General features: G+C 71.9%; 18 protein-coding genes and 1 tRNA gene. 1 reads left to right on the forward strand and 18 read right to left on the reverse strand.

Annotated features, from left to right (window positions below):
• Positions 1 to 21: 21 nt before the first annotated feature.
• The 12 genes from ABD784_RS07140 to ABD784_RS07195 form a co-directional block, all read right to left on the reverse strand.
• A complete protein-coding gene (locus tag ABD784_RS07140; RefSeq protein WP_344882085.1) occupies positions 22 to 834 on the reverse strand; it encodes a Bax inhibitor-1/YccA family protein in 813 nt (270 codons plus the stop codon).
• Between the two features lie 194 nt (positions 835 to 1,028).
• A tRNA-Leu gene (locus tag ABD784_RS07145) sits at positions 1,029 to 1,102 on the reverse strand.
• Between the two features lie 53 nt (positions 1,103 to 1,155).
• A complete protein-coding gene (locus tag ABD784_RS07150; RefSeq protein WP_344882088.1) occupies positions 1,156 to 2,541 on the reverse strand; it encodes an NAD(P)/FAD-dependent oxidoreductase in 1,386 nt (461 codons plus the stop codon).
• 66 nt (positions 2,542 to 2,607) lie between these two features.
• Positions 2,608 to 4,152, reverse strand: coding sequence for a S8 family serine peptidase (locus ABD784_RS07155; protein WP_344882091.1), 1,545 nt, complete (start codon positions 4,150 to 4,152; stop codon positions 2,608 to 2,610).
• A 47-nt stretch (positions 4,153 to 4,199) separates the two neighbouring features.
• Positions 4,200 to 5,189 (reverse strand): Ppx/GppA phosphatase family protein, encoded by a 990-nt coding sequence (locus tag ABD784_RS07160; protein WP_344882094.1) that lies wholly within the window; start codon positions 5,187 to 5,189, stop codon positions 4,200 to 4,202.
• A gap of 8 nt (positions 5,190 to 5,197) precedes the next feature.
• Complete coding sequence (locus ABD784_RS07165) at positions 5,198 to 5,887, reverse strand: DUF501 domain-containing protein (RefSeq protein ID WP_425582940.1); 690 nt, start codon at positions 5,885 to 5,887, stop codon at positions 5,198 to 5,200.
• A gap of 33 nt (positions 5,888 to 5,920) precedes the next feature.
• Positions 5,921 to 6,811: an FtsB family cell division protein gene (locus ABD784_RS07170; RefSeq protein ID WP_344882097.1), complete on the reverse strand. Its 891-nt coding sequence runs from the start codon at positions 6,809 to 6,811 to the stop codon at positions 5,921 to 5,923.
• 110 nt (positions 6,812 to 6,921) lie between these two features.
• Positions 6,922 to 8,202: a phosphopyruvate hydratase gene (gene eno, locus ABD784_RS07175; protein WP_344882100.1), complete on the reverse strand. Its 1,281-nt coding sequence runs from the start codon at positions 8,200 to 8,202 to the stop codon at positions 6,922 to 6,924.
• 66 nt (positions 8,203 to 8,268) lie between these two features.
• A complete protein-coding gene (locus ABD784_RS07180; RefSeq protein WP_344883464.1) occupies positions 8,269 to 8,967 on the reverse strand; it encodes a MazG nucleotide pyrophosphohydrolase domain-containing protein in 699 nt (232 codons plus the stop codon).
• 110 nt (positions 8,968 to 9,077) lie between these two features.
• Positions 9,078 to 10,256, reverse strand: a complete 1,179-nt coding sequence (locus ABD784_RS07185) for an adenosine deaminase (RefSeq protein ID WP_344882104.1) — start codon at positions 10,254 to 10,256, stop codon at positions 9,078 to 9,080.
• 88 nt (positions 10,257 to 10,344) lie between these two features.
• Positions 10,345 to 11,325: a nucleoside hydrolase gene (locus ABD784_RS07190; protein ID WP_344882106.1), complete on the reverse strand. Its 981-nt coding sequence runs from the start codon at positions 11,323 to 11,325 to the stop codon at positions 10,345 to 10,347.
• Positions 11,326 to 11,401: 76 nt separating this feature from the next.
• On the reverse strand, positions 11,402 to 12,853 hold the full coding sequence (locus ABD784_RS07195; protein WP_344882109.1) for an MFS transporter: 1,452 nt from the start codon (positions 12,851 to 12,853) through the stop codon (positions 11,402 to 11,404).
• A gap of 232 nt (positions 12,854 to 13,085) precedes the next feature.
• On the opposite strand from ABD784_RS07195, the gene ABD784_RS07200 reads away from it, so the two are divergent.
• Positions 13,086 to 13,856, forward strand: a complete 771-nt coding sequence (locus ABD784_RS07200; RefSeq protein WP_344882112.1) for a GntR family transcriptional regulator — start codon at positions 13,086 to 13,088, stop codon at positions 13,854 to 13,856.
• A 50-nt stretch (positions 13,857 to 13,906) separates the two neighbouring features.
• On the opposite strand, the gene ABD784_RS07205 is transcribed toward ABD784_RS07200, so the two are convergent.
• The 6 genes from ABD784_RS07205 to ABD784_RS07230 all read right to left on the reverse strand — a co-directional run bounded on the left by ABD784_RS07205 (position 13,907) and on the right by ABD784_RS07230 (position 20,546).
• The gene (locus ABD784_RS07205) at positions 13,907 to 14,539 is read right to left on the reverse strand and encodes a DedA family protein (RefSeq protein ID WP_344882115.1); all 633 of its coding nucleotides are present in this window, start codon (positions 14,537 to 14,539) and stop codon (positions 13,907 to 13,909) included.
• Between the two features lie 121 nt (positions 14,540 to 14,660).
• Positions 14,661 to 15,971, reverse strand: a complete 1,311-nt coding sequence (locus ABD784_RS07210; protein ID WP_344882119.1) for a thymidine phosphorylase — start codon at positions 15,969 to 15,971, stop codon at positions 14,661 to 14,663.
• Positions 15,972 to 16,044: 73 nt separating this feature from the next.
• Complete coding sequence (locus ABD784_RS07215; protein WP_344882122.1) at positions 16,045 to 16,467, reverse strand: cytidine deaminase; 423 nt, start codon at positions 16,465 to 16,467, stop codon at positions 16,045 to 16,047.
• 1 nt (position 16,468) lies between these two features.
• Complete coding sequence (locus ABD784_RS07220; RefSeq protein ID WP_344882125.1) at positions 16,469 to 17,758, reverse strand: ABC transporter permease; 1,290 nt, start codon at positions 17,756 to 17,758, stop codon at positions 16,469 to 16,471.
• On the reverse strand, positions 17,755 to 18,969 hold the full coding sequence (locus tag ABD784_RS07225) for an ABC transporter permease (RefSeq protein WP_344882128.1): 1,215 nt from the start codon (positions 18,967 to 18,969) through the stop codon (positions 17,755 to 17,757). The genes ABD784_RS07220 and ABD784_RS07225 overlap by 4 nt, the downstream gene beginning before the upstream one ends.
• Positions 18,966 to 20,546 carry an ABC transporter ATP-binding protein gene (locus ABD784_RS07230; protein WP_344882131.1) on the reverse strand — a complete coding sequence of 527 codons (1,581 nt, stop codon included), beginning with the start codon at positions 20,544 to 20,546 and terminating at the stop codon, positions 18,966 to 18,968. The genes ABD784_RS07225 and ABD784_RS07230 overlap by 4 nt, the downstream gene beginning before the upstream one ends.
• Positions 20,547 to 20,573 lie beyond the last annotated feature (27 nt).

The raw sequence follows: 20,573 nt of genomic DNA on the forward strand, positions 1-20,573 counted from the left end.
TGGAGCGAATGGGTCCGGCGGCTACTCGTCGCCGCGGAGGATGGCGATGATGCGCAGGATCTCCACGTAGAGCCAGACCATCGTGACGGTCAGCCCGAAGGCGGCCGACCAGGAGTACTTGGCCGGGGCGCCCTGGCGGACGCCCTGCTCGATCGAGGTGAAGTCCAGGACCAGCGCGTACGTGGCCAGCAGCACGGCGAGGGCGCCGATGGCCAGTCCGAGCCAGCCCGAGCGCAGGCCGAACATGCCGTCGACGGCACCGAACATCATGAGGCCGAAGTTCACGAGGGAGAACACCAGGTAGGCGCCCATCGCGATCATGAACATGCGGGTCATCTTCGGGGTGGCGCGGTACTTGCCCGAGCGGTAGAGGACCAGCGTCACGGCGAAGACGGAGAACGTGGCCGCGACGGCCTGGATGGCCGCGCCGGGGTACATGCCGTCGATGACGCCGGAGAGACCGCCGAGGAACAGGCCCTCCGCCAGCGCGTAGAGCATGATCAGGACGGGCGACGGTTCCTTCTTGAAGGCGTTCACCAGGCCCAGGACCAGCCCGGCGATGACGCCGATCAGCATCAGGCCGGGAAGCTGCCAGCCGACGACGGCGCCGGCGAGGACGCCGATGAAGCAGAAGATCGTCTTGTTGATGACGTCGCCGTAGGTCATCCGGCCGGTCTCGGCCGGGCCCGCGGCGGGCCGGTTGTAGAGGTCCTGCAGCTGGTCGACGCTCATGCCCTGCGCCTGGTGTGCGTCGACCGCCGCGCCGTTGCCGGCGCGGCCGGTCTGCTCGCGGTAGTTGCGCGAGTTGAAGACTGGGTTACCCCCGAGTGCCATGAGTTGTCTCCTCGAAATTGGCCGGCGCGCATGGTGCGCGTCACTGCTGTCTACTCTACCGGGTACAACGCTCCGCGGTGTCTGGGAGTTCCCCGGTCAGACGGTCTCCCGGCCGGCCAGGATGCGCCGTCCCGGAGACGCCGAACGCCCCAGCCGGCTCCGGTGGTCCGGAGCCGGCTGGGGCGTTCGCGGGGTACCCCCTGTGGGACTCGAACCCACAACACAGAGATTTTAAGTCTCCTGCCTCTGCCAATTGGGCCAAGGGGGCAGCCCGTTCAGTTTACCGGCTCCGCGGGGCGGTCCGGCCGGGCGGGGAGGCGCCTACTTGGCGGCCTCCTCCTTCTTCTTCGGGGTCGCGGCCTCCACGAAGGCGGCCCGCGGGTCCTGCAGACCCTCGATGCGGGTGGTGTCGCTGTTGAAGAACAGGGACGAGAACCAGTCGCCGACCACGCGGAACTTGCGCTCGAAGGTCGGCATCGCCATGCCGTGGTAGCCGCGGTGGGCGACCCACGCCGGGGCTCCCTTGAGCTTGACGCCCATGACCTTGGCGACGCCCTTCCAGGAGCCGAAGCCCGCGACGGCGCCGAGGTTCTTGTGCTTGTACGGCTTGATGGAGCCGACGCCGTAGCGGTGCGCGTAGAGGTTCTTCGCGAGGAGCTTCGCCTGGCGCACGGCGTGCTGCGCGTTCGGGACGCAGGTGCCGTCCGGCAGGCCGCCGGTGACGTCCGGGACGGCCGAGATGTCGCCGGCGGCCCACGCGCCGTCGATGACCTCGGTGCGATCCTCGTTGGTCAGGCGCAGGTCCTGGCCGGTCACGAGGCGGCCGCGCTGCTCGACCACGAAGTCGGTGGAGCGGACCATCGGGTTCGCCATGACGCCTGCGGTCCAGATGAGGGTGTCGGCGCCGAAGCTGCCGGCCGACGACTTGTCCTTCATGTCGGTCAGCTCGAGCAGGCCGTCCTCGGCCTTGGCCAGCGAGGTGTTCAGGAGGACCTCGATGCCGCGGGAGCGCATGTGGTCGACGACCCACTCGGCCTGCTCCTCGGTGACCTCGGGCATGATGCGGCCCATGGCCTCGACGAGCACGAAGCGGACCTCGTCCTGCGCGACGCGGTCGTTCTTCGCGACGGCCTTGCGGACCATGTCCTCGAGCTCGGTGATGGCCTCGATGCCGGCGAACCCGCCGCCGACGACGACGAAGGTCAGAGCGCGGGCGCGCTCCTCGCCGGCGAGCATGGACGCGGTCTCGACGCGCTCGAGCGCCTGGTCGCGCAGCGCGACGGCCTCCTCGATGGTCTTGAGGCCGATGCCGGCCTCGGCCAGCCCCGGGATCGGGAACGTGCGGGTCACGGCGCCGGCCGCCATGACGACGTCCTGGTACTCCAGCTCGAAGGGCTCGCCCTCGGTGGGTGCGACGACGGCCTTGCGGTTGGCGTGGTCGACCGCCGTGACGCGGCCGGTGATCAGCTCGGCGTGGCGGAGGTGCGAGCGGTGGCTGACGATCGCGTGGCGCGGCTCGATCTGCCCGCCGGCGACCTCGGGGAGGAACGGCTGGTAGGTCATGTACGGCAGCGGGTCGACGACGGTGACGATGCCACCGTGGGCCTTGACCTTCTTCTGCAGGTTCATGGCGACGTAGAGGCCGACGTAGCCACCGCCGACGACCAGGATGCGCGGGCGGTCCGAGAGCTGGAGAGTGTTAGGCATGACTCCAGCATAGCCCGGATCGGCGCTCTTGTGAAAATCTTCACTAGCCCCGAGGTCAGGCGCCGGCTAGCCCCGCTCGGGAAGCTCGTCGAACGGGTCGTGGCCGTCCCGGCCCACGGTCCAGCGGCCGTCGATCAGGGCGCGATCGGCGTTCTGGGCGCCGCGGGCGGCCCGCCGTGCCCGGGTGAAGTGCACCCCGCCGGCGACGAGCACGCCCAGGGCGAGCACGCCGAAACCGACGACGACGACCGGGGCGATCACTGTGCCCGGCGGCTCCGGGGACACCGGCTCGACGGCGGCGATCGGCTCGCTCGTCGGCGCGGGCCCCTCGACGGCGCCGTCGGCGGCGGGGCTCGGGTCGGCGTCCGCGCGCCGGTGGACCCGGATCCACTCGGAGATGCTGCCCAGCGGGTTCTCCCCCACCGAGGGCAGGTCCGCCGTCAGCGCCTCGTCGGCGTCGAGGAGCCCGTAGCCGTAGAGGTTGTCGAAACCGGACGTGCCGGCGTCGTCGGCGGTCTTGAGGATCCGGTTGACCACGTCGGCGGCGCTGAGCTCGGGGTACTCCGCGCGGATCAGGGCCGCAACGCCGGAGACGAGCGGGGCTGCCCCGGAGGATCCGGACCAGCTGGCGTAGCCTCCCCCGGGAAGGCCGCCGACGAGCGGATCGGCCGGCGCGGCGACGCCGATGGTGATGCCGCGGGTGGACGCGTCCCAACTGGCCTCGCCCGCCCGGTTGACGCCGGCGACGGTCAGGACGCCGGGGATGGTGGCGGGCGCGCCGACCTGCATCATGCCGCCGGAGCGATTGCCCGCGGCGGCCACGACCACGACGTCGTTCTGCTCCGCGTAGCTGAAGGCATCGTCCCAGCTCTGCGGCCAGGACGTGCTCGTGGACCCGAGGGAGAGGTTGATGACCTGCGCGCCCTGGTCCACGGCCCAGCGCACGGCGCGCGGGATCTGCTGCTCGACCGTGACCCCGGAGGGGTTCTCCGAGCCGAGCCACAGCGAGGCGGTGAGCAGTTCCGCCTCGGGCGCGACCCCGATGATGCCGTCGGGGCCGGGGCCGGGCTCGGGGATCTCGATCGGCTCGGGCTCCGGTGGGGGCGTCGTCCCCTCCTCCTCGGCCGTCTTCTTCGCGGTCTCGTAGGCCGTCTTCTGCTGCTCCGCCTCCGCCTCGGCCTTGGCCACCGCGGTCTTGTTGTTCCCGTGCCCGGCGAGCATGGTCGCCACGAGCGTCCCGTGCTCGGGCAGGGCGCCGATGGGCTCGGTCCCGTCCGGGGCGCCCGCCCCGGACGCGTCCATGCCGCCGACGACGTTGCCCGTCAGGTCCGGGTGCGAGGAGTCGACGCCGGTGTCGATCACCGCGACCTTGACCCCTTCGCCGTGGCTGACCTTCCAGGCCTCGGTGATGCCGTAGTCCTTCAGCCAGTACTGGTCCTCGCGCGGCTGGTCGGCGACGGCGGCCGGTCCGCCCAGCAGGGCGCCGGCGGCCACGACCACGGCGGCGACGAAGGAGGCGGCCGCGCGGCCGAGGCCCGCGGCGGGGCCTCCGGCCACGGCGGTGCGCCCCGTGCGTGCCGGCGTGGCGGGCGGTCGGGCAGCGGTCTCCATGCATCCTCCTGGGGATCGCGGCGGAACGGTGGACTCGGTGGGGATCTTCACTCCGGCAGGGAGGCGGCGCTCTCGGCGACCAGGCGGTCCACCACGCTCAGCGCGATGCCGTCGAGGATATCGTGCTCGCTGGTGCCGGCCACGCCCACGCGGCCCTGGGTGACCTCGCCGAGGTGCTGCACCACCGTGCGCCAGATGAGCGCGCCGGCACCGATGACGTCGACCCGCCCGGGGTGCATGTAGGGCAGGGTGGCGCGGCGCGCCCGGGGCAGCTCGAGGAGCTCAGTCGCGGCGGCCGCGACGACGCCGAGCGGGAGCGCGGCCCCATTGATCCGTTCCGGACGGTACTGGTCCAGGTCCAGGGCATGGGCGGTGATGGTCGTGATCGTCCCGGCGACGCCGATCACCCGGTCGACGGACGTCAGGTCCACCGTCCCCTGGACCTCGCGCAGGAATCGGTGCGCCTCGGCGGTCGCCGCCTCGACCTCCTCGGCCGTCGGCGGGTCCGAGCGCAGGAAGCGCTCGGTGAAGCGGACGCATCCCATGTCGGTGCTCAGCCCGGCGTCCACGCCGTCGGCGGTGCCGGCGACGAACTCGGTCGAGCCGCCGCCCAGGTCCACGACGAGCACGCGCTCGTCGTTCCGCGGCGGGTGGACGGATACCGCGCCGGCGAAGCTGAGGGTCGCCTCCTCGTCCCCGCTGACGACCTCGGGCTCGATGCCGAGGCGGTCGCGGACACCCTCGATGAAGACGTCCCGGTTGGCGGCGTCGCGGGTGGCGCTCGTGGCGACGAAGCGGACGGCGCCCGGCTCGACGCCGTGCCGCTGGACGAGGGCGGTGTACTCGTCGAGGGCGTCGAAGGTCCGCTCGAGGGCCTCCTCGGCGAATCGTCCCGTCGCGTCCACGCCCTGGCCGAGGCGGACGACCCGCATCTCCCGTTCCACGTCCTCGAGGCCGAGAACGCCGTCCTGCTCCACCGCGTCCGCGATGAGCAGACGGATGGAGTTGGTCCCGCAGTCGATGGCTGCAACGCGCATGGTGTCTCCTACTCCCCCGCCTCGCGGCGGGCGCGGGCCTCGGCGCGGGCGCGCTTCTTGGCCTCCGGGTCCTGCATCTCCTGGGTCTTCACGTGCCGGCTGCGGTCCCGGTCCGGGGCGTCGCCCTCGGTGTCCCAGGCGCCGGAGCAATAGCAGCGGTCAGCGGTCCACCACTCGGCGATGCCCGCGAGGGCCTCGTCCCCGAGCGGGTTCACGCCCGGTCCCGCCGCGAGCGAGTGGCCCGCCAGGACGTGCAGGCACTTGACGCGCTCGGGCATCCCGCCCGCGCTGACCCCGGCGATCTCGGGGACGGGCCCGACGCCGGTGCGGGCGCCGATCGCGTCCCGGGCGGCGAGGTAGTCCTCGTGCGCCGCGCGGTAGGCGGCGGCCAGCACGGGATCGGCCGCGAGTCGGTCGGTCATTTCCTGCATCAGCCCGGCGGCCTCCAGCCGCGAGATCGCGGAGGTGATGACGGGGTGCGTCAGGTAGAACGTGGTCGGGAACGGGATGCCGGAGCTCAGGCGCGGCGCGGTGGTGGCCACGAGCGGATTGCCGCAGACGCAGCGGGCGCCGATCTCGACGACGTCGCGCACCGGCCGTCCCAGCTGACGGCTGAGCGTGTCCAGGTCCTGCTCGCTGGGGACGCGCTGGTCCGGACTGAGGGATTCATGGCGTTCGGGGCCGGGCGTGGACTGCACGGGTCTCCTTGCTCGGGGCGTGTGGTGGCGGTCTTAATCAGTGGCTGCGCGCTTGACGGAGTCCCACAGGGCGTCGACCCACGGCAGGTCCGCGGGGACATCCGAGGGACTCGCATTCGCCGACAGCGGCTCCCCGGCGGCCTGCGGAGGCTCTCCGACCACCATGTACTTCCGCTCGCCGGGCATCACCAAGTTTATCCGCTCGCGTGCCTGCTGCCGGATGTAGGCGGGATCCTCCCACCGCTTGACCTGCGTCTCCAGATGCTCCTGCTCGGCCTCGAGCGTCGCGATCGTCTCCTGCAGCGCCGTCAGTTCCTTGCGCTGCTCCATGTAGACGCCCACGCTGGGCAGCAGCAGCGCGGTGACAGCCGCGAGGACGACGGCGAGCGCGATCAGCCGGCCGGAGAAGCTGCGCGCGGGCACCGGGGCCGCTTCCTGCGTCCCGGCCGCATCCGGGCCAGCACCGGGCTCGGCCGAGCCGGGGCGGCCCGAGCGGATGGCGCCCGAGAGCTCGGCGCGCTGCCGCAGCCGGGCCTCCGACTTCGGCAGCCGCAGGACCGCCGGCGCTCCGTCGTTCCGGGAGGACCTCGCCGGTGCAGGCTTCGCCTGGTCGGTCCTCGGCTGCGACGGCTTCGTCCCGGACCGCTTCGCCTGCGCCTGCTGGGGCCGGGTGCTCCCGGGACGGGCGCCCGGGCCATCGGCGGCGGACCGGTTCCCGGCCTGCCGGCCGTCGGGCACTCGGCCCCCGGCCGGCTTCCTCCCGGCGGACTGCTGACCACCGGACTGCCGATCACCGGACGGTCGGCGCTGGGGATCGTCCGACCGTGCGCTCCGGGTCTCCACGGCGTCCTCCCGGTCGGTCGGACGGGGAGGACGCGGCGCACCGTTGCCCGCACGGGGCATCCTGGGGCGTCGGGTCGTCACGCTGTCCTCCTGGGCCTCGGCGCTGGGTGGTCGCCGCACGGCGACGGGAAAGTTCGAGGGGAGCCGTCCGCGGACGACTCCCCTCCCACTCTACGCGCTGAGTTCTACGCTCAGCCGTTGAAACGCGGGAACGCGTCGCGGCCCGCGTACACGGCCGCGTCGCCCAGCTCCTCCTCGATGCGGAGCAGCTGGTTGTACTTCGCGACGCGCTCGGAGCGGGCCGGGGCGCCGGTCTTGATCTGGCCGGCGTTGGTGGCCACGGCGATGTCGGCGATCGTGGTGTCCTCGGTCTCGCCGGAGCGGTGCGAGGTGATGGTGGTGTAGCCGCTGCGCTGAGCCAGCGACACAGCGTCGAGCGTCTCGGTGAGCGAGCCGATCTGGTTGACCTTCACGAGCAGGGAGTTGGCCGTCCCGCGCTCGATCCCGTCGCCCAGGCGCTCCGGGTTGGTGACGAACAGGTCGTCGCCCACCAGCTGGACCTTGTCGCCGATCGCGTCGGTGAGCGTCTTCCAGCCGTCCCAGTCGTTCTCGTCCAGCGGGTCCTCGATGGAGACCAGCGGGAAGTCGGCGACGAGGCCGGCGTAGTAGTCGCTCATCTCCTGAGCGGACAGCGCCTTGCCCTCGAACTGGTACGCGCTGTTCTCGAAGAACTCGGAGGAGGCGACGTCCAGGGCCAGCGCGACATCGGTGCCGGGCTGGTAGCCCGCCTTCTTGATGGCCTCGACGATCAGCTCCAGCGCGGCGCGGTTGCTCGGCAGGTTCGGTGCGAAGCCGCCCTCGTCGCCGAGGCCGGTGGCGAGGCCCTGCTCCTTCAGCACGGACTTCAGGCTGTGGTAGACCTCGACGCCCCAGCGGACCGCCTCGGAGAAGGTCTCGGCGCCGATCGGCGCGACCATGAACTCCTGGATGTCGACGTCGGAGTCCGCGTGGGAACCGCCGTTGAGGATGTTCATCAGTGGCACCGGCAGGACATGCGCGTTCGGGCCGCCCAGGTACTTGTACAGCGGGAGGTTCGAGGCCTCGGCCGCGGCGTTGGCGACGGCGAGCGAGACGCCGAGGATGGCGTTGGCGCCGAGCTTGGCCTTGTTCGGGGTGCCGTCCAGGTCGATCATCGTCTGGTCGACGGCCCGCTGGTCGGTGGCGTCCATGCCCTGAAGCGCCGGCTGGATCGTGTCGATCACGGCGTCGACGGCCTTCTGCACGCCCTTGCCCAGGTAGCGTCCCTTGTCGCCGTCGCGGAGCTCGACGGCCTCGTACTCGCCGGTGGAGGCACCGGAGGGAACGGCCGCGCGACCCAGCGAGCCGTCGGACAGCAGCACCTCGACCTCGACGGTCGGGTTGCCACGGGAATCGAGAATCTCGCGGGCGTGGATGGCATCAATCAGGGCCATATGGAAACTCCTCAGGTTGGATCGGATTCGGCCGTCATCACGCGGCACTCCGGTGGGCCACGAGCCCTAGCCTAGCGCCCGCGTCACATCGTCGGTAAAGCGTGTCACCGCGCCGCGCAGGGCGCGCTCGGCGTCCCAGCCTCGCGCACGGGCGGCGGCCACGAGCTGGAGGAGGTGCTCGCCCAGCTCCTCCTCGTCGGCGAGCAGCGGCTCCTCCGACGCCGCCCGGCCGTCGCCGCCGGACCGCACCGGGGGCGTCGAGCCGCTGCGGCCGAGGGCCGACTCCCAGCGCTCGGCACGCCCCAGCGCCTTGTCCGCCAGGGAGAGCGCGGGCAGGTGCCGGGGCAGGCTGTGCAGTGGGTTGGACGCGGAGCCCTCCGCCGGGCCGGCGGCCTCCCGCTCGGCCCGCTTGGCCTCGTCCCAGGAGGCGACGATCTCCTCGATCGAGTCCGGGTAGGTTCCCAGCAGCGTGCCGTCGGCCGCGAAGACGTGCCGGTTCCGCCGGACCATCTTGTCGGCGAGCTCCTCCGCCACATCGGCGAAGTCGAAGGCCCCGTGCTCGTCGGCGATCGCCGAGTGGAGCACCACTTGCAGGAGCACGTCCGCCAGCTCGCCGCGGACCTCCTCCGGCGGGCGGGCGTCCTCGATCGCCTCGACGAGCTCGTAGCTCTCCTCCACCAGGTACTCGACGAGGGAGGCATGCGTCAGCCGCCGGGTCCAGGCGCAGTGCGTGCGCAGGGCGTCGATGATGCCCAGGAGCCGCATCACCGCGGAGACGCGGCGGCCCGTCCGCGCGGCCCCTGGCCCGCCCGTGCGGGCGGATGCGGGGCTCGACGCGGACGGGCCGGCCGGGGTGCTCGGTGAGGCCGTCAGGGCTACTCCCCGGCGCCGTCGGACTCTTCGCCGGCGCCGAGTTCGGCGTAGGCGTCGTTGATGTACTCGACCAGGGTCTCGCGGTCCTCGAGGGGCAGGAAGGCGGCCTCGGCGGCGTTGAGCGTGAGCTCGAGGAAGTCGTCGAGGTCGTAGTCGAAGGCCTCGACGAGCAGCTCGAACTCGTCCGAGAGGCTCACACCGGACATCAGGCGGTTGTCCGTGTTGATGGTGACGTTGAAGCCCGTCTGGTAGAGCAGGTCGATCGGGTGCGTCTCGATGCTCTCGCCCCACGCCTCGACGGCGCCGGTCTGCAGGTTGGACGACGGGCAGACCTCGAGCGGGACGCCGCGGTCGCGGACCCAGTTCGCGACCGGCCCGAGCGTGACCAGACCGGTCGACTCGTCGACCTGTTCGCCGTCGTCGTCGACGCCGCCGAACTCGATCTGAATGTCCTCGGCGACCCGGACGCCGTGGCCCAGCCGCTGCGCGCGGCCGATCACGAGCGCCTCGCGGATCGACTCGATGCCGTCAGCCTCCCCGGCGTGCACGGTGGCCGGGAACATGTTGTTCGCCAGGAGGGTGAACGCCTCCTCGAGGCGCGACGGCGGGAACCCGTTCTCCGGGCCGGCGATGTCGAAGCCGACGGCGCCGCGGCTGCGGTGGCGCAGCGCGAGCTCGGCGATCTCGGTGCCGCGGTCGGACTGGCGCATGGCGCTGACCAGCTGGCCGACCTTGATGAAGCGGCCGTCGGCCTCGGCGGCGGCGACGGCCTCGTCGAGACCGGCCTGCACGGCCTCGACGGCGTCGTCCAGGCTCAGGCCCTGGCGCAGGTGCTGCTCCGGTGCCCAGCGGATCTCGCCGTAGACGACCCCGTCGGCGACGAGGTCCTCCACGAATTCACGGGCCACGCGCTGGAGTCCCTCGCGCGTCTGCATGACGGCGATGGTGTGGTCGAAGGTCTCGAGGTAGCGCTCGAGGGAGCCGGAGTCCGCGGACTCCAGGAACCAGCGGCCCAGCTCCTCCGGATCGGTCGTGGGCAGCTCGTGACCCGCCTCGGCGGCGAGCTCGACGATGGTGGCGGGGCGGAGCCCGCCGTCCAGGTGGTCGTGGAGCGACACCTTGGGCAGGGTGCGGAAGTCGAAGTCGGGAGAGTACGCGGTGCGGATCAGCTCGTCAGTCACAACCCCGAGTCTAGGCGTGCCCCGGCTCATTTGCAGTCCCCCGTTCCGGGAGCGCCCCGGCGGCCCCGTCGTCGCGGCGCCGCGGGCCTCACGCAGACACCCCGGCGGCGGCCGCAGGCGCAGGAGCCGTGAGCGCCCGGGTGAGGTCCTCGGCGAAGTCGGATCGGATGCCCAGCACCACCCGGCACGTCGCCTCCGGGTGGTCAGCGAGGCCGCGGTAGCGCCCGCGGAGGTCGCAGATGGTCTGCCCGCGGCCGGGGCCGTCGCCCGTGTCGACGACGACGGGGACCCGCGGGGCGGCGTCGGCCACGGCCGTGCCGAGCGCGACGGCGACGGCGAGCGGGTCGTGCATCGCCGAGCACGCCCGGCCGAAGATGTCGCGGTAGAACTCGAAGTAGTGGCCGAGCATCGAGGCGAGGAGACGCGGCGCCTCCTGCTCGGCGTCCTCGAGCCGCTGGAGGTGCTCGTGCTCGAGGACATGGGCCATGGTCACGTCGAGCGGGACCAGCGTGACGGGCCAGCCGGCGGAGACGACGGCCTGGGCGGCCTCCGGGTCGTTGGCGATGTTGGCCTCGGCGACGGGGCTGACGTTGCCCGGGACGAGCGCGGCGCCGCCCATGACGGTCACGGAGGAGATCAGCTCGGGCAGCCGGGGCTCCAGCTGGAGCGCGCGGGCCAGATTCGTCAGGGGGCCCACCGCGACCACCCGGAGCGTGCCCGGGTGCTCGTGGGCCAGGTCGACCAGCAGCTGGGCCGCGGACCGGCCGTCGACGGGGCGGCCGGCCGGCTCGAGCCGGGCGCCGCCGATGCCGTTGGCCCCGTGGACGTGCGGGGCGCCGCCGTCGTAGGGGTGGGTCAGGAAGTCGTGCTCGCCGACGGCGACCGGGACGTCGTCCCGGCCGAGGACGGCCAGTAAGTCCAGGGTGTTGCGGGCGGCCTGTGCTGCGTCGACATTGCCGCTGACGGTGCCGACGCCGCGCAGGTCGGCGTGCCGCTGGGCGACGAGGTAGGCGAGGGCGAGGGCGTCGTCGATGCCGGTGTCGCAGTCGAAGTAGACGGGCATGGTCATGCGGGGTCCTTCCAGGGGTTTCGGGTGCACGGCGCTCGGGTCGGCCGGGTGCGGTGCGGCGGCGGGGCGTCGGGGGTCAATCATCGCTGGTCGGCTTCGGGACCAGCAGGGCGACGGCGAAGGCGGCGGCCGCGATGGCGACGGAGATCCAGAGGGCGGGCGCGTAGCCGCCCTCCTCGGCACCGGCGACGGCCGGGGCGACCAGCACGACGCCGAGGCTCGCACCGATGCCGAACGACGCCCCGTTGATGCCGGGCAGTGTCCCCGGCGCCTCCTTCGGGGACAGCAGCGCGGAGAGCCCGTTGATGGCCGTGAGGAAGAAGCCGTTGTAGGTGATGCCCAGCGCGGCGACGGCGGCGAGGACGATCCAGCGGTCCTCGACGAACACGGCGGCGGTCGCGGCGACCAGGAGCGTGAACCCCGACCCGAGGCGCAGCGTGGTGACCCAGCCGATGCGGGCCGTCAGCCAGCCGGCGAGCGGGGCCGCGAAGACACCGATCAGCGCGGCGGGCGTCAGGTACAGCAGGGCGGCGGTCGACGGAGCGAGTCCGAAGCCGTGCTCGCCGTCCTGGCTGAGGACCACGATGGTGAAGTTCATGATCGCGAAGATGCCCGCGAGCGTCAGCACGGTGCACGCCACGACCGTCCACACGGGCCGCGACCGCAGGTGGTGCACGGCGATCAAGGGCGACGTGCGGCGCCGCTCGACGAGGATGAAGGCCGCGAACGCGACCGCGGTCGCCGCGAGAAGCGCCAGCGCGCGGGGCGAGCCCCAACCGGCGTCGGAGCCTGCATTGACGAAGTACGTCAGGGCGATGAGGAAGGCCGAGAGCAGCGCCGCGCCCCACCAGTCCATGCGGCCCGTGGCCGCCTGCGCGTGCTTCGCTGGCACCACGCGGAGGACGGCCACGGCGGCCACGGCAGCCAGGCCGAGGATCACCCAGAAGATCGAGCGGAACCCGAGGGACTCGGTCATGAGGCCGCCGAGATAGCCGTCGAAACCGGCGACGCCGCCGTTGACGGAGGCGAGGACGCCGACGGCGGTGCCGAAGGCGCGCCGGGAGAGGTTCTCCTGCATCACGATGTAGCTCAGGGCGAAGATGGCGCTCGAGAAGCCCTGCAGGAAACGCCCGGCCAGGAGGAGCTCGAGGGTCGGGGCGACCAGGCACAGCACGGTGCCGGCGGCCATCACCGCGATGACGATCAGGAGGGCGCGGCGGCGCCCGATGAAATCGCTCCAGCGACCCATGAGCGGCCCGGAGATGGCTCCGGCGAGGAAGAACAGCGACTGGACCTGGGCGACCGAGTCGGCGCCGACGCCGAAGTGACGGGCGATGTCCGGCAGCGCGGGCGTCACCATCGACGCGTTCAGCTGGAAGGAGAGGACGCCGAGCAGCAGCGCCGACACGAGGACGACGGCGCGGGGCCCGGCGGGTGTCCCCGCAGCCGACTCCGGACCCGGCTGCGCCGCGGCGGGACCGGGCGCGCCGGCCTGCTCGGCGACCGGCGTCGTGCCGGGTGTGGTCATGGGTTCTGGCATCGCTCTGCACTCCCTCGTCGTCGTGATGCACACCACCACGGTGTGAGTTGTTATACAACCACGGATGACAAGTACGTGCAATCACCTCGTCGAATGGCTGGGTCCGACCGCTGCGGGTCCTCCTCCGGTCGGACGGCCGGACGGCTTCACCGGTCGGAGTACTGTCCCGCGCCCGTGGGAGACTGGCACCGACTGCACGCGACCGATCGAACGAGGTGCCATGCTCTCTCCCGGCGACTACCCGTGGGCCCTGCCCGTCGAGCCCACTCCCGGCGTGCCGCTGCGCGTGGCGGCGTACTCGCGCGTCTCGGCTGCGATCCGGGACGGACGGTTGGCGCCCGGCGCGCTCCTGCCTACGGAGAGCGAGCTCGGCGGCCTGCTCAACGTCTCGCGCACCGTGGTCCGCGAGGCCCTCATGCTGCTCGAGGAGGACGGGCTGGTCCGGGCGCGGCGCGGGGTGGGACGCTTCGTGTCGCCGTCCCTCCCGCGGATCGGCATCGAGCGCATCCGTCCCTACGAGAGCGTGTTCGCCGTCGACGGGCAGGCCGTGGAGATCGTGTCCCAGACGGTGACCCGGCAGCCCGCGTCGGACTTCGTGGCGGCCAGGATCGGCGTTGCGCACGGCGACGAGTGCCTCATGTGGGAGTCGGTGCTGGCGCGTGCCGGGGAGCCGGTGGCCCACCTGCAGGAGCACATCCCCGTGGCCGTGGCCGAGGGGCCTGACGCGATCGTCCCCGCCGACGCCGCCGACGACGGTTCCTCCTCGCTCCTCGCCCGGATCATCGGAGCACTGGGGCCGGGATTCGGCCGGGGCGAGTGCCAGATCTCGCCGGCACCGGCGGGGGCCTCCCGCGCGGAGCCCCTCGCCCTGGCGCCGGAGGACCCGGTGCTCGTCCTCACGCAGACCGTGGCCCGCTCCGGGGCAGCGTTCTACCTGTCCAAGTGCGTGGTCCCGGGCCGAGCGGGGCATCTGGCGCTGCAACAGGTGTAGTCAGGGGCCGGCGTCGCTCCCGAGCCTCCATCCCTGCGGGCCGGCGACGTTCAGTGTGCGGAGTCGTGGGCGTCCGTGTGCTGCTGCCGCCGGCGCAGGAAGAAGTAGATGAGCCGGTCCATGAAGTAGCCGAGCGCGATGGCGATCGCGACGGAGACGACGATGGCGAGGACTTTGTGCTCCTCGAACCACTGACCGGCCAGCGCACCGATCGCTACGGAGTAGGCGGCCCAGAAGACACAGCTGGCGGCGTCGAAGGCGGTGAACATCCCGCGCGCGTAGCCGGTCGCTCCGGCAGTGAAGTTGACGGCGGTGCGACCGATCGGGATGTACCGCGCCGTGAAGATCAGCAGGCCGCCGCGTCGGTCCAGCTCCCGGCGGGCGAAGCGCAGGACGCGCCGGGACCGCGGACGGCGCATCCACGCGAACCGCTCCGTGCCGACCCGCGCTCCCAGCCAGTAGGCGATCTGATCGCCGAGGACGGCGCCCAGCGCCCCGAGGACGCCGAGAAGCAGGAGGTCCGGGTCGCCCGTGGTGACCGCGACGGAGGCGAGCCCCACCAGGAGCGACTCGCTCGGGACGATCGGGAAGAACGCGTCGATCGCGCAGAACGCGAAGACGATCAGCAGCACCCACCACTGGCCGCTGACGTCCAGGATGGCCCCGTTGATCGCCTCGATCACACTCTCCCCTTGCTGTCCGTTTCCGCCACCGGCCCGCGGGTGCGTGCACGGCGTACCCAGTCTGACGGATCGCAGGGCGCGTTGGTTCCCGCGGCCGCCTACGCGCCGTTCGCGCGCCCGACTACTCGGCGATGCGGTCGATGATGAGCCGCTGATCCGGGCGGGCCCCGTCGGGGGCGATCACCGCAGCGCCCTCGAGCGCCTCCTGCGCCCGAACGAATCGCTCGGGCGTATCGGTCAGGAGGGTCAGCAGGGGCTGCCCGCGCCGAACGGGATCCCCCGGCTTGGCGTGCAGCCGCACGCCCGCTCCAGCCTGGACCGGGTCCTCCTTGCGTGCGCGGCCGGCGCCCAGACGCCAGGCCGCCACGCCGACCTTGAGTGCATCGAGCTCTGCGAGGACGCCGTCAGCCTGCGCGTAGAGCACCTCGGATTCCCTCGCCACGGGCAGCGGCGCGTGCGGGTCGCCGCCCTGGGCGGCGATCATCCGGTTCCAGACGTCCATGGCCCGACCGTCCTTCAACGCGGCGGCCGGGTCGGCGTCGTGCACACCCGCCGCGGCGAGCATCTCCTCGGCCAGCCGCACGGTCAGCTCCACGACGTCCGCCGGGCCTCCGCCGGCGAGGACCTCGACGGACTCCTCGACCTCGATCGCGTTGCCTGCGGTCAGGCCCAGGGGGGTGCGCATGTTGGTCATCAGCGCCACGGTCCGTACTCCGGCATCGGTGCCGAGCGCCACCATCGTCTCGGCGAGCTCGCGCGCGGAGGCCTCGTCCTTCATGAACGCGCCCGATCCCACCTTGACGTCGAGGACCAGTGCACCGGTCCCCTCCGCGATCTTCTTGCTCATGATGGAGGACGCGATCAGCGGGATGGACTCCACGGTTCCGGTGACGTCGCGCAGGGCGTACAGCTTCTTGTCCGCCGGAGCCAGGCCGGAGCCCGCGGCGCAGATGACGGCCCCGGTCCCCTGCAGTTGGCCGAGCATCTCCTCGTTCGTCAGGTCGGCGCGCCAGCCGGGGATCGCCTCGAGCTTGTCCAGCGTGCCGCCCGTGTGGCCGAGCCCGCGCCCGGAGAGCTGCGGCACCGCCACGCCGAACACGGCCACCAGCGGGGCGAGCGGCAGCGTGATCTTGTCGCCCACGCCGCCGGTCGAGTGCTTGTCCGCGGTCGGCTTCACGCCGCCGTCGGCGGTGCGCAACGACGAGAAGTCCATCCGTTCCCCGGAGGCGATCATGGCCGCGGTCCAGCGGGAGATCTCCGCCCGGTCCATCCCGTTGAGCAGGATCGCCATGTTCAGGGCGGCCATCTGCTCGTCGGCGATGCCACCCCGGGTGTAGGCGTCGATCGTCCAGTCGATCTGCGCATCGGACAGCCGCCCTCGGTCGCGTTTGGTCCGGATGATGTCGACGGCGTCGAATGCCTCGGTGCTCATGCTGTGCCTCTCGCTGGTGCCGTGCAGATGGGTTCGGTGCGGCGCGGTGGAGCGCCGCTCTCGGGACGCCGGGTCAGTACTGCGTCAGGTCGTCGGGCCCGAAGGCGTCCGGCAGCACCTGGTCCATGGTCCGGATGCCGCTGACCGTCATGAGCTCCATGTCCCGGCCGCGGTGCTCGAAGAGCAACTGACGGCAGCGGCCGCAGGGCATGAGGACGCCCCCGTCACCGCCCACGCAGTAGAACGCGCGCAGGCGGCCCCCGCCGGTCATGTGCAGCTCGCCGATCAGCGTGCACTCGGCGCAGAGGACGACCCCGTAGGCAGCGTTCTCGACGTTGCATCCGCTGACGAGGCGGCCGTCCTCGGTCAGCGCGGCGGCGCCGACGGGGAATTTGGAGTAGGGGGCGTAGGCCCGCCGCATCGCTGCGGTGGCTGCCTCGCGGAGCTGATCCCACTCCGCCGGAGTCACCGCGCCGCTGCTCTCGGTCTGGTTCATGTCAGTCCTTCGTGTAGGGCTGCCCCGACGCGGCCGGGGCCCGCGAGGCCCCCACCAGGCCGGCGACCGCGAGGATCGTGATGACGTACGGCAGCATCGCCAGGAAGTGGCTGGGTACCTCGGTGCCGGCCTGCGAGAGGACGTACTGCAGGTTCGTCGCGAAGCCGAACAGCAGGGAGGCGAGGAACGCGCCGATCGGGTTCCAGCGGCCGAAGATCAGCGCGGCCAGGGCGATGAAACCGGTGCCGGCCGTCATGTCGCGGGAGAACTGCGAGACCGAGACGAGGGTGTAGAACGAGCCGCCGAGTCCGGCGACCGCGCCGCCGAGGAGGACGTTGAGCACGCGCGTGCGGTTGACCTTGATGCCGACGGTGTCCGCGGCCTTCGGGTGCTCGCCGACGGCGCGGACGCGCAGACCCCACCGCGTCTTGTACAGACCCACCCAGAGGACGGCGACGAGGACGAACATGAGGTAGCCGAGGATCGTCTGGTTGAAGAGCAGCGGCCCGAGGATGGGGATCTCGCTGAGGACCGGGATCGGCAGGTTGGGCATGCGCGGCGGGGAGTTCAGACCGGCGCCCCCGGAGAGCAGCGTGCCGAACAGGAACCCGGTCAGGCCGGAGACGAGGACGTTGAGGACCACGCCCACGATGATCTGGTTGACCTGGTACTTCACCGCGAAGAGGGTCAGCAGGGAGGACACGATGACGCCGCCGAGCGCGGCGGAGACGAGGGCCCCGATCAGGGAGCCGGAGATCGACCCGCCCAGCGCCGCGGCGAAGGCGCCGAGGAGCAGCTGTCCCTCGATCGCGATGTTGACCACGCCGGTGCGCTCGGCGAGCAGACCGCCCATCGACCCGTAGACCATCGGCAGGGCGAGGGCCAGGGTGCCGGTGAGCAGGCTCAGCAGCGAGATGGACGGGTTGGTCGCGGAGGCGACCATCCAGATCAGCACGCCGCTGACGAACAGCAGGGCGAAGACGGCCGGCACCCAGCCGGGCACGCCCCGCCCGGACCGCCGGAGCCAGAGGACGTACGCGGTCCCGGCGAGGAGCAGCAGGGCGATGGTCCAGCCGGCCGGCGTCACCGCGACGGGGAGGGCGGGGATCTGGAACGCGTCCGAGGCGGCGGACAGCCGGAACGTCGCCGTGCCGCCGGGCGACATGAAGGCGAAGAGCACGAGCGCGATCAGTGCGCCGGCCGAGTAGAGGACGAGGGAGCGCCGGCCGGTACCGGCGGCGGGGGCGGTGCCGGCGGTGGATGCGGGGGCGGTCAGGGTCCGGGTGCTCACTGGTCGCCTCCGACGGTGGCAGGGGCGCCGGCGGCGCCCTTCGGGTTCTTGTTCTTCTTCCCGCGGCGCTCATTGAGACCGAACATGGCCCGGACGAGCGGCGGGGCCGCGATGAAGAGGACGATCAGCGACTGCACCACGAGGACGATGTCGATCGGCGTTCCGGTGGCGATCTGCATGGTGACGCCTCCGGCGCGGAACGCGCCGAAGAGCAGCGCCGCGAAGAAGACGCCGATCGGCCGGGACCGGCCGAGCAGGGCCACGGTGATGGCGTCGAAGCCGATGCTCGCGGCGATCGACTCACTGAGGAACTTCTCGGTGCCGTTCACCTGGGCCGCACCGGACAGGCCGGCCAGGGCGCCGGCGATGACCATGGCCAGCACCGTCACCTTGAAGGTGTCGATGCCGGCGGTCCGGGCCGCGGCCCGGTTGGCCCCGACGGCCTTGATCTCGAAGCCGAGCGTCGAGCGGTTCATCAGCCACCAGGCGAAGGCGGTGGCCGCGACGGCGACGAGGAAGCCCAGGTGCAGCCGGAACTCGGGGCCGAGCAGCAGCGGGTACTGCGCCGAGGGGTTGACCACGGGGCTGACGGGGTTGGTGGAGCCTTCCCGCTGGAGCGCGTTGTTCAGCAGGTAGCCGAGCAGGTTCAGCGCCACGTAGTTCAGCATGATGGTCAGGATGACCTCGTGCGCGCCGGTCCGGGCCTTGAGCCAGCCGACGAGGCCGCCCCAGAGCGCGCCGCCGAGCAGGGCGCCGAGCACCACCAGGAGCAGGTGCAGCGGCCAGGCGAGCTCTAGCGTGAAGCCGATCCAGGTGGAGAGGATCGCGCCGAGGATCAGCTGTCCCTGGGCGCCGATGTTGAAGAGGCCGGCGCGGAACGCGATGGCGACGCCGAGCGCGGCGGTGAGCAGCGGGGTCGCGGCGGTCAGCGTCTCCGTCAGCGGGTGGATCATCCCGAGGAACGTGCCGGCGTCGTAGTTGAACACGGCGCCGCGGAACATGGCCGCGTAGGCCCCGGCGACGGCGTCCCAGGCCGCGGAGAGCATGTCGGTGGGCCGGGCGAAGAAGTAGCCGGCGGCCTCCTTGGTGTCCCGGTCGGTGAAGGCGATCAGCAGGCCGCCCACCACGAACGAGGCGAGGATGGCCAGGACCGAGACGAGCGCGCCGGAGCGGCGCAGCCGCTGGAGGGGTGATCGGGTCGGGGAACTCATGCGATGCCTCCCGGCAGCTGCGGTTCGTCGGGGTCAGTGGTGCTGCGGCCGCTGCGGTCGGCCTCGGCGAAGGCCTCCTCCGCCGTCGAGCCGGCCATCATCAGGCCCAGGACCTCGCGGGAGGTATTGCCCGGGACGATGCCCATGAGCCTGCCGTGGAAGAGCACGGCGATGCGGTCGCCGAGCTCGGCGACCTCGTCCAGCTCCGTCGAGACCACGATGACGGGGATGTCCTTGTCGCGCTCCGCGAGAATCCGGCGGTGCAGGAACTCGATCGAGCCGACGTCGACGCCGCGGGTCGGCTGCGCGGCGATGAACAGCTTCAGCTCCCGCGAGAACTCGCGGGCCAGCACGACCTTCTGCTGGTTGCCGCCCGACAGGGTGGAGGCCGTGTTCTGCGCCGACGGCGTCCGGATGTCGAACTCGCGGACCTTCTCGTCGGCGTTCTGCGCGATGATGGACGGCCGGAGCGAGGCCCCCCTCGCCACGGGCGCGCGGTCGTAGCGGTTGAGGACCAGGTTGTCGGCGATGCTGAACGAGCCGATGACGCCGTCGGTGCTGCGGTCCTCGGGGACGTAGCCGACGCCGGAGTTGATGATCTCCTTGACGCTGCGGCCGAGGAGTTCCCGGCCCTCGAGCCGGATGGAGCCGGAGGTCCCCGAGGTCAGGCCCATGACGGCCTCGACCAGCTCCGTCTGCCCGTTGCCCTGGACACCCGCGACGGCGAGGATCTCGCCCCGGCGCACGTCGAGGTCCACGTGGTCGAGGACCGGCACGCCGAGCTCGTCGATGACGGTGAGGTCGCGGATCTCGAGCGAGACGTCTCCGCCGTCGGAGTGCCGGCGGCCGAGGCTGAGGTCGACGGCGCGGCCCACCATGAGGGACGCCAGCTCGGTGGCGTCGGCACTCGGATCCGCGGTGCCCACGACCTTGCCGCGGCGGATCACCGTGATGGTGTCGGAGACGGCCTTGACCTCGCGCAGCTTGTGGGAGATGAAGATGATGGCGGTGCCGGAGGCCTTGAGCTGGCCGATGATGTCGATCAGCTCGTCGGTCTCCTTGGGCGTGAGGACCGCGGTGGGCTCGTCGAGGATGAGCAGGTCGGCCCGGCGGACCAGGGCCTTGATGATCTCCACGCGCTGCTGGACGCCCACGGGCAGGTCCTCGACCCGCGCGTCGGGATCGACGTTGAAGCCGTAGCGGTCGGAGACCTCGCGGACGGCGCGGCGCGTCTGCTCCAGGTCGAGGATGCCGGCGGCGCGGGTGCGCTCGTCGCCGAGCGCCACGTTCTCCGCCACGGTGAAGACGGGGACCAGCATGAAGTGCTGGTGCACCATGCCGATGCCGTGGGCCATGGCGTCGCCGGGACCGCGGAAGGCCACGGGCTCGCCGTCGATCAGGATGCGGCCCGCGGTCGGCTCGTACAGGCCGAACAGGACGTTCATCAGGGTCGACTTGCCGGCGCCGTTCTCGCCGAGCAGCGTGTGCACCGTGCCGGGCTCGACGACCAGGTCGATGCTGTCGTTGGCCACGAAGCCGCCGAACGCCTTCGTGATGCCTTGCAATTCGAGTTTCATGGGCCTTCCGGACCGTTCAGGGGGAGG

It is taken from the genome of Zhihengliuella alba (assembly GCF_039538765.1).
In the GTDB taxonomy this organism is placed as follows: domain Bacteria; phylum Actinomycetota; class Actinomycetes; order Actinomycetales; family Micrococcaceae; genus Zhihengliuella; species Zhihengliuella alba.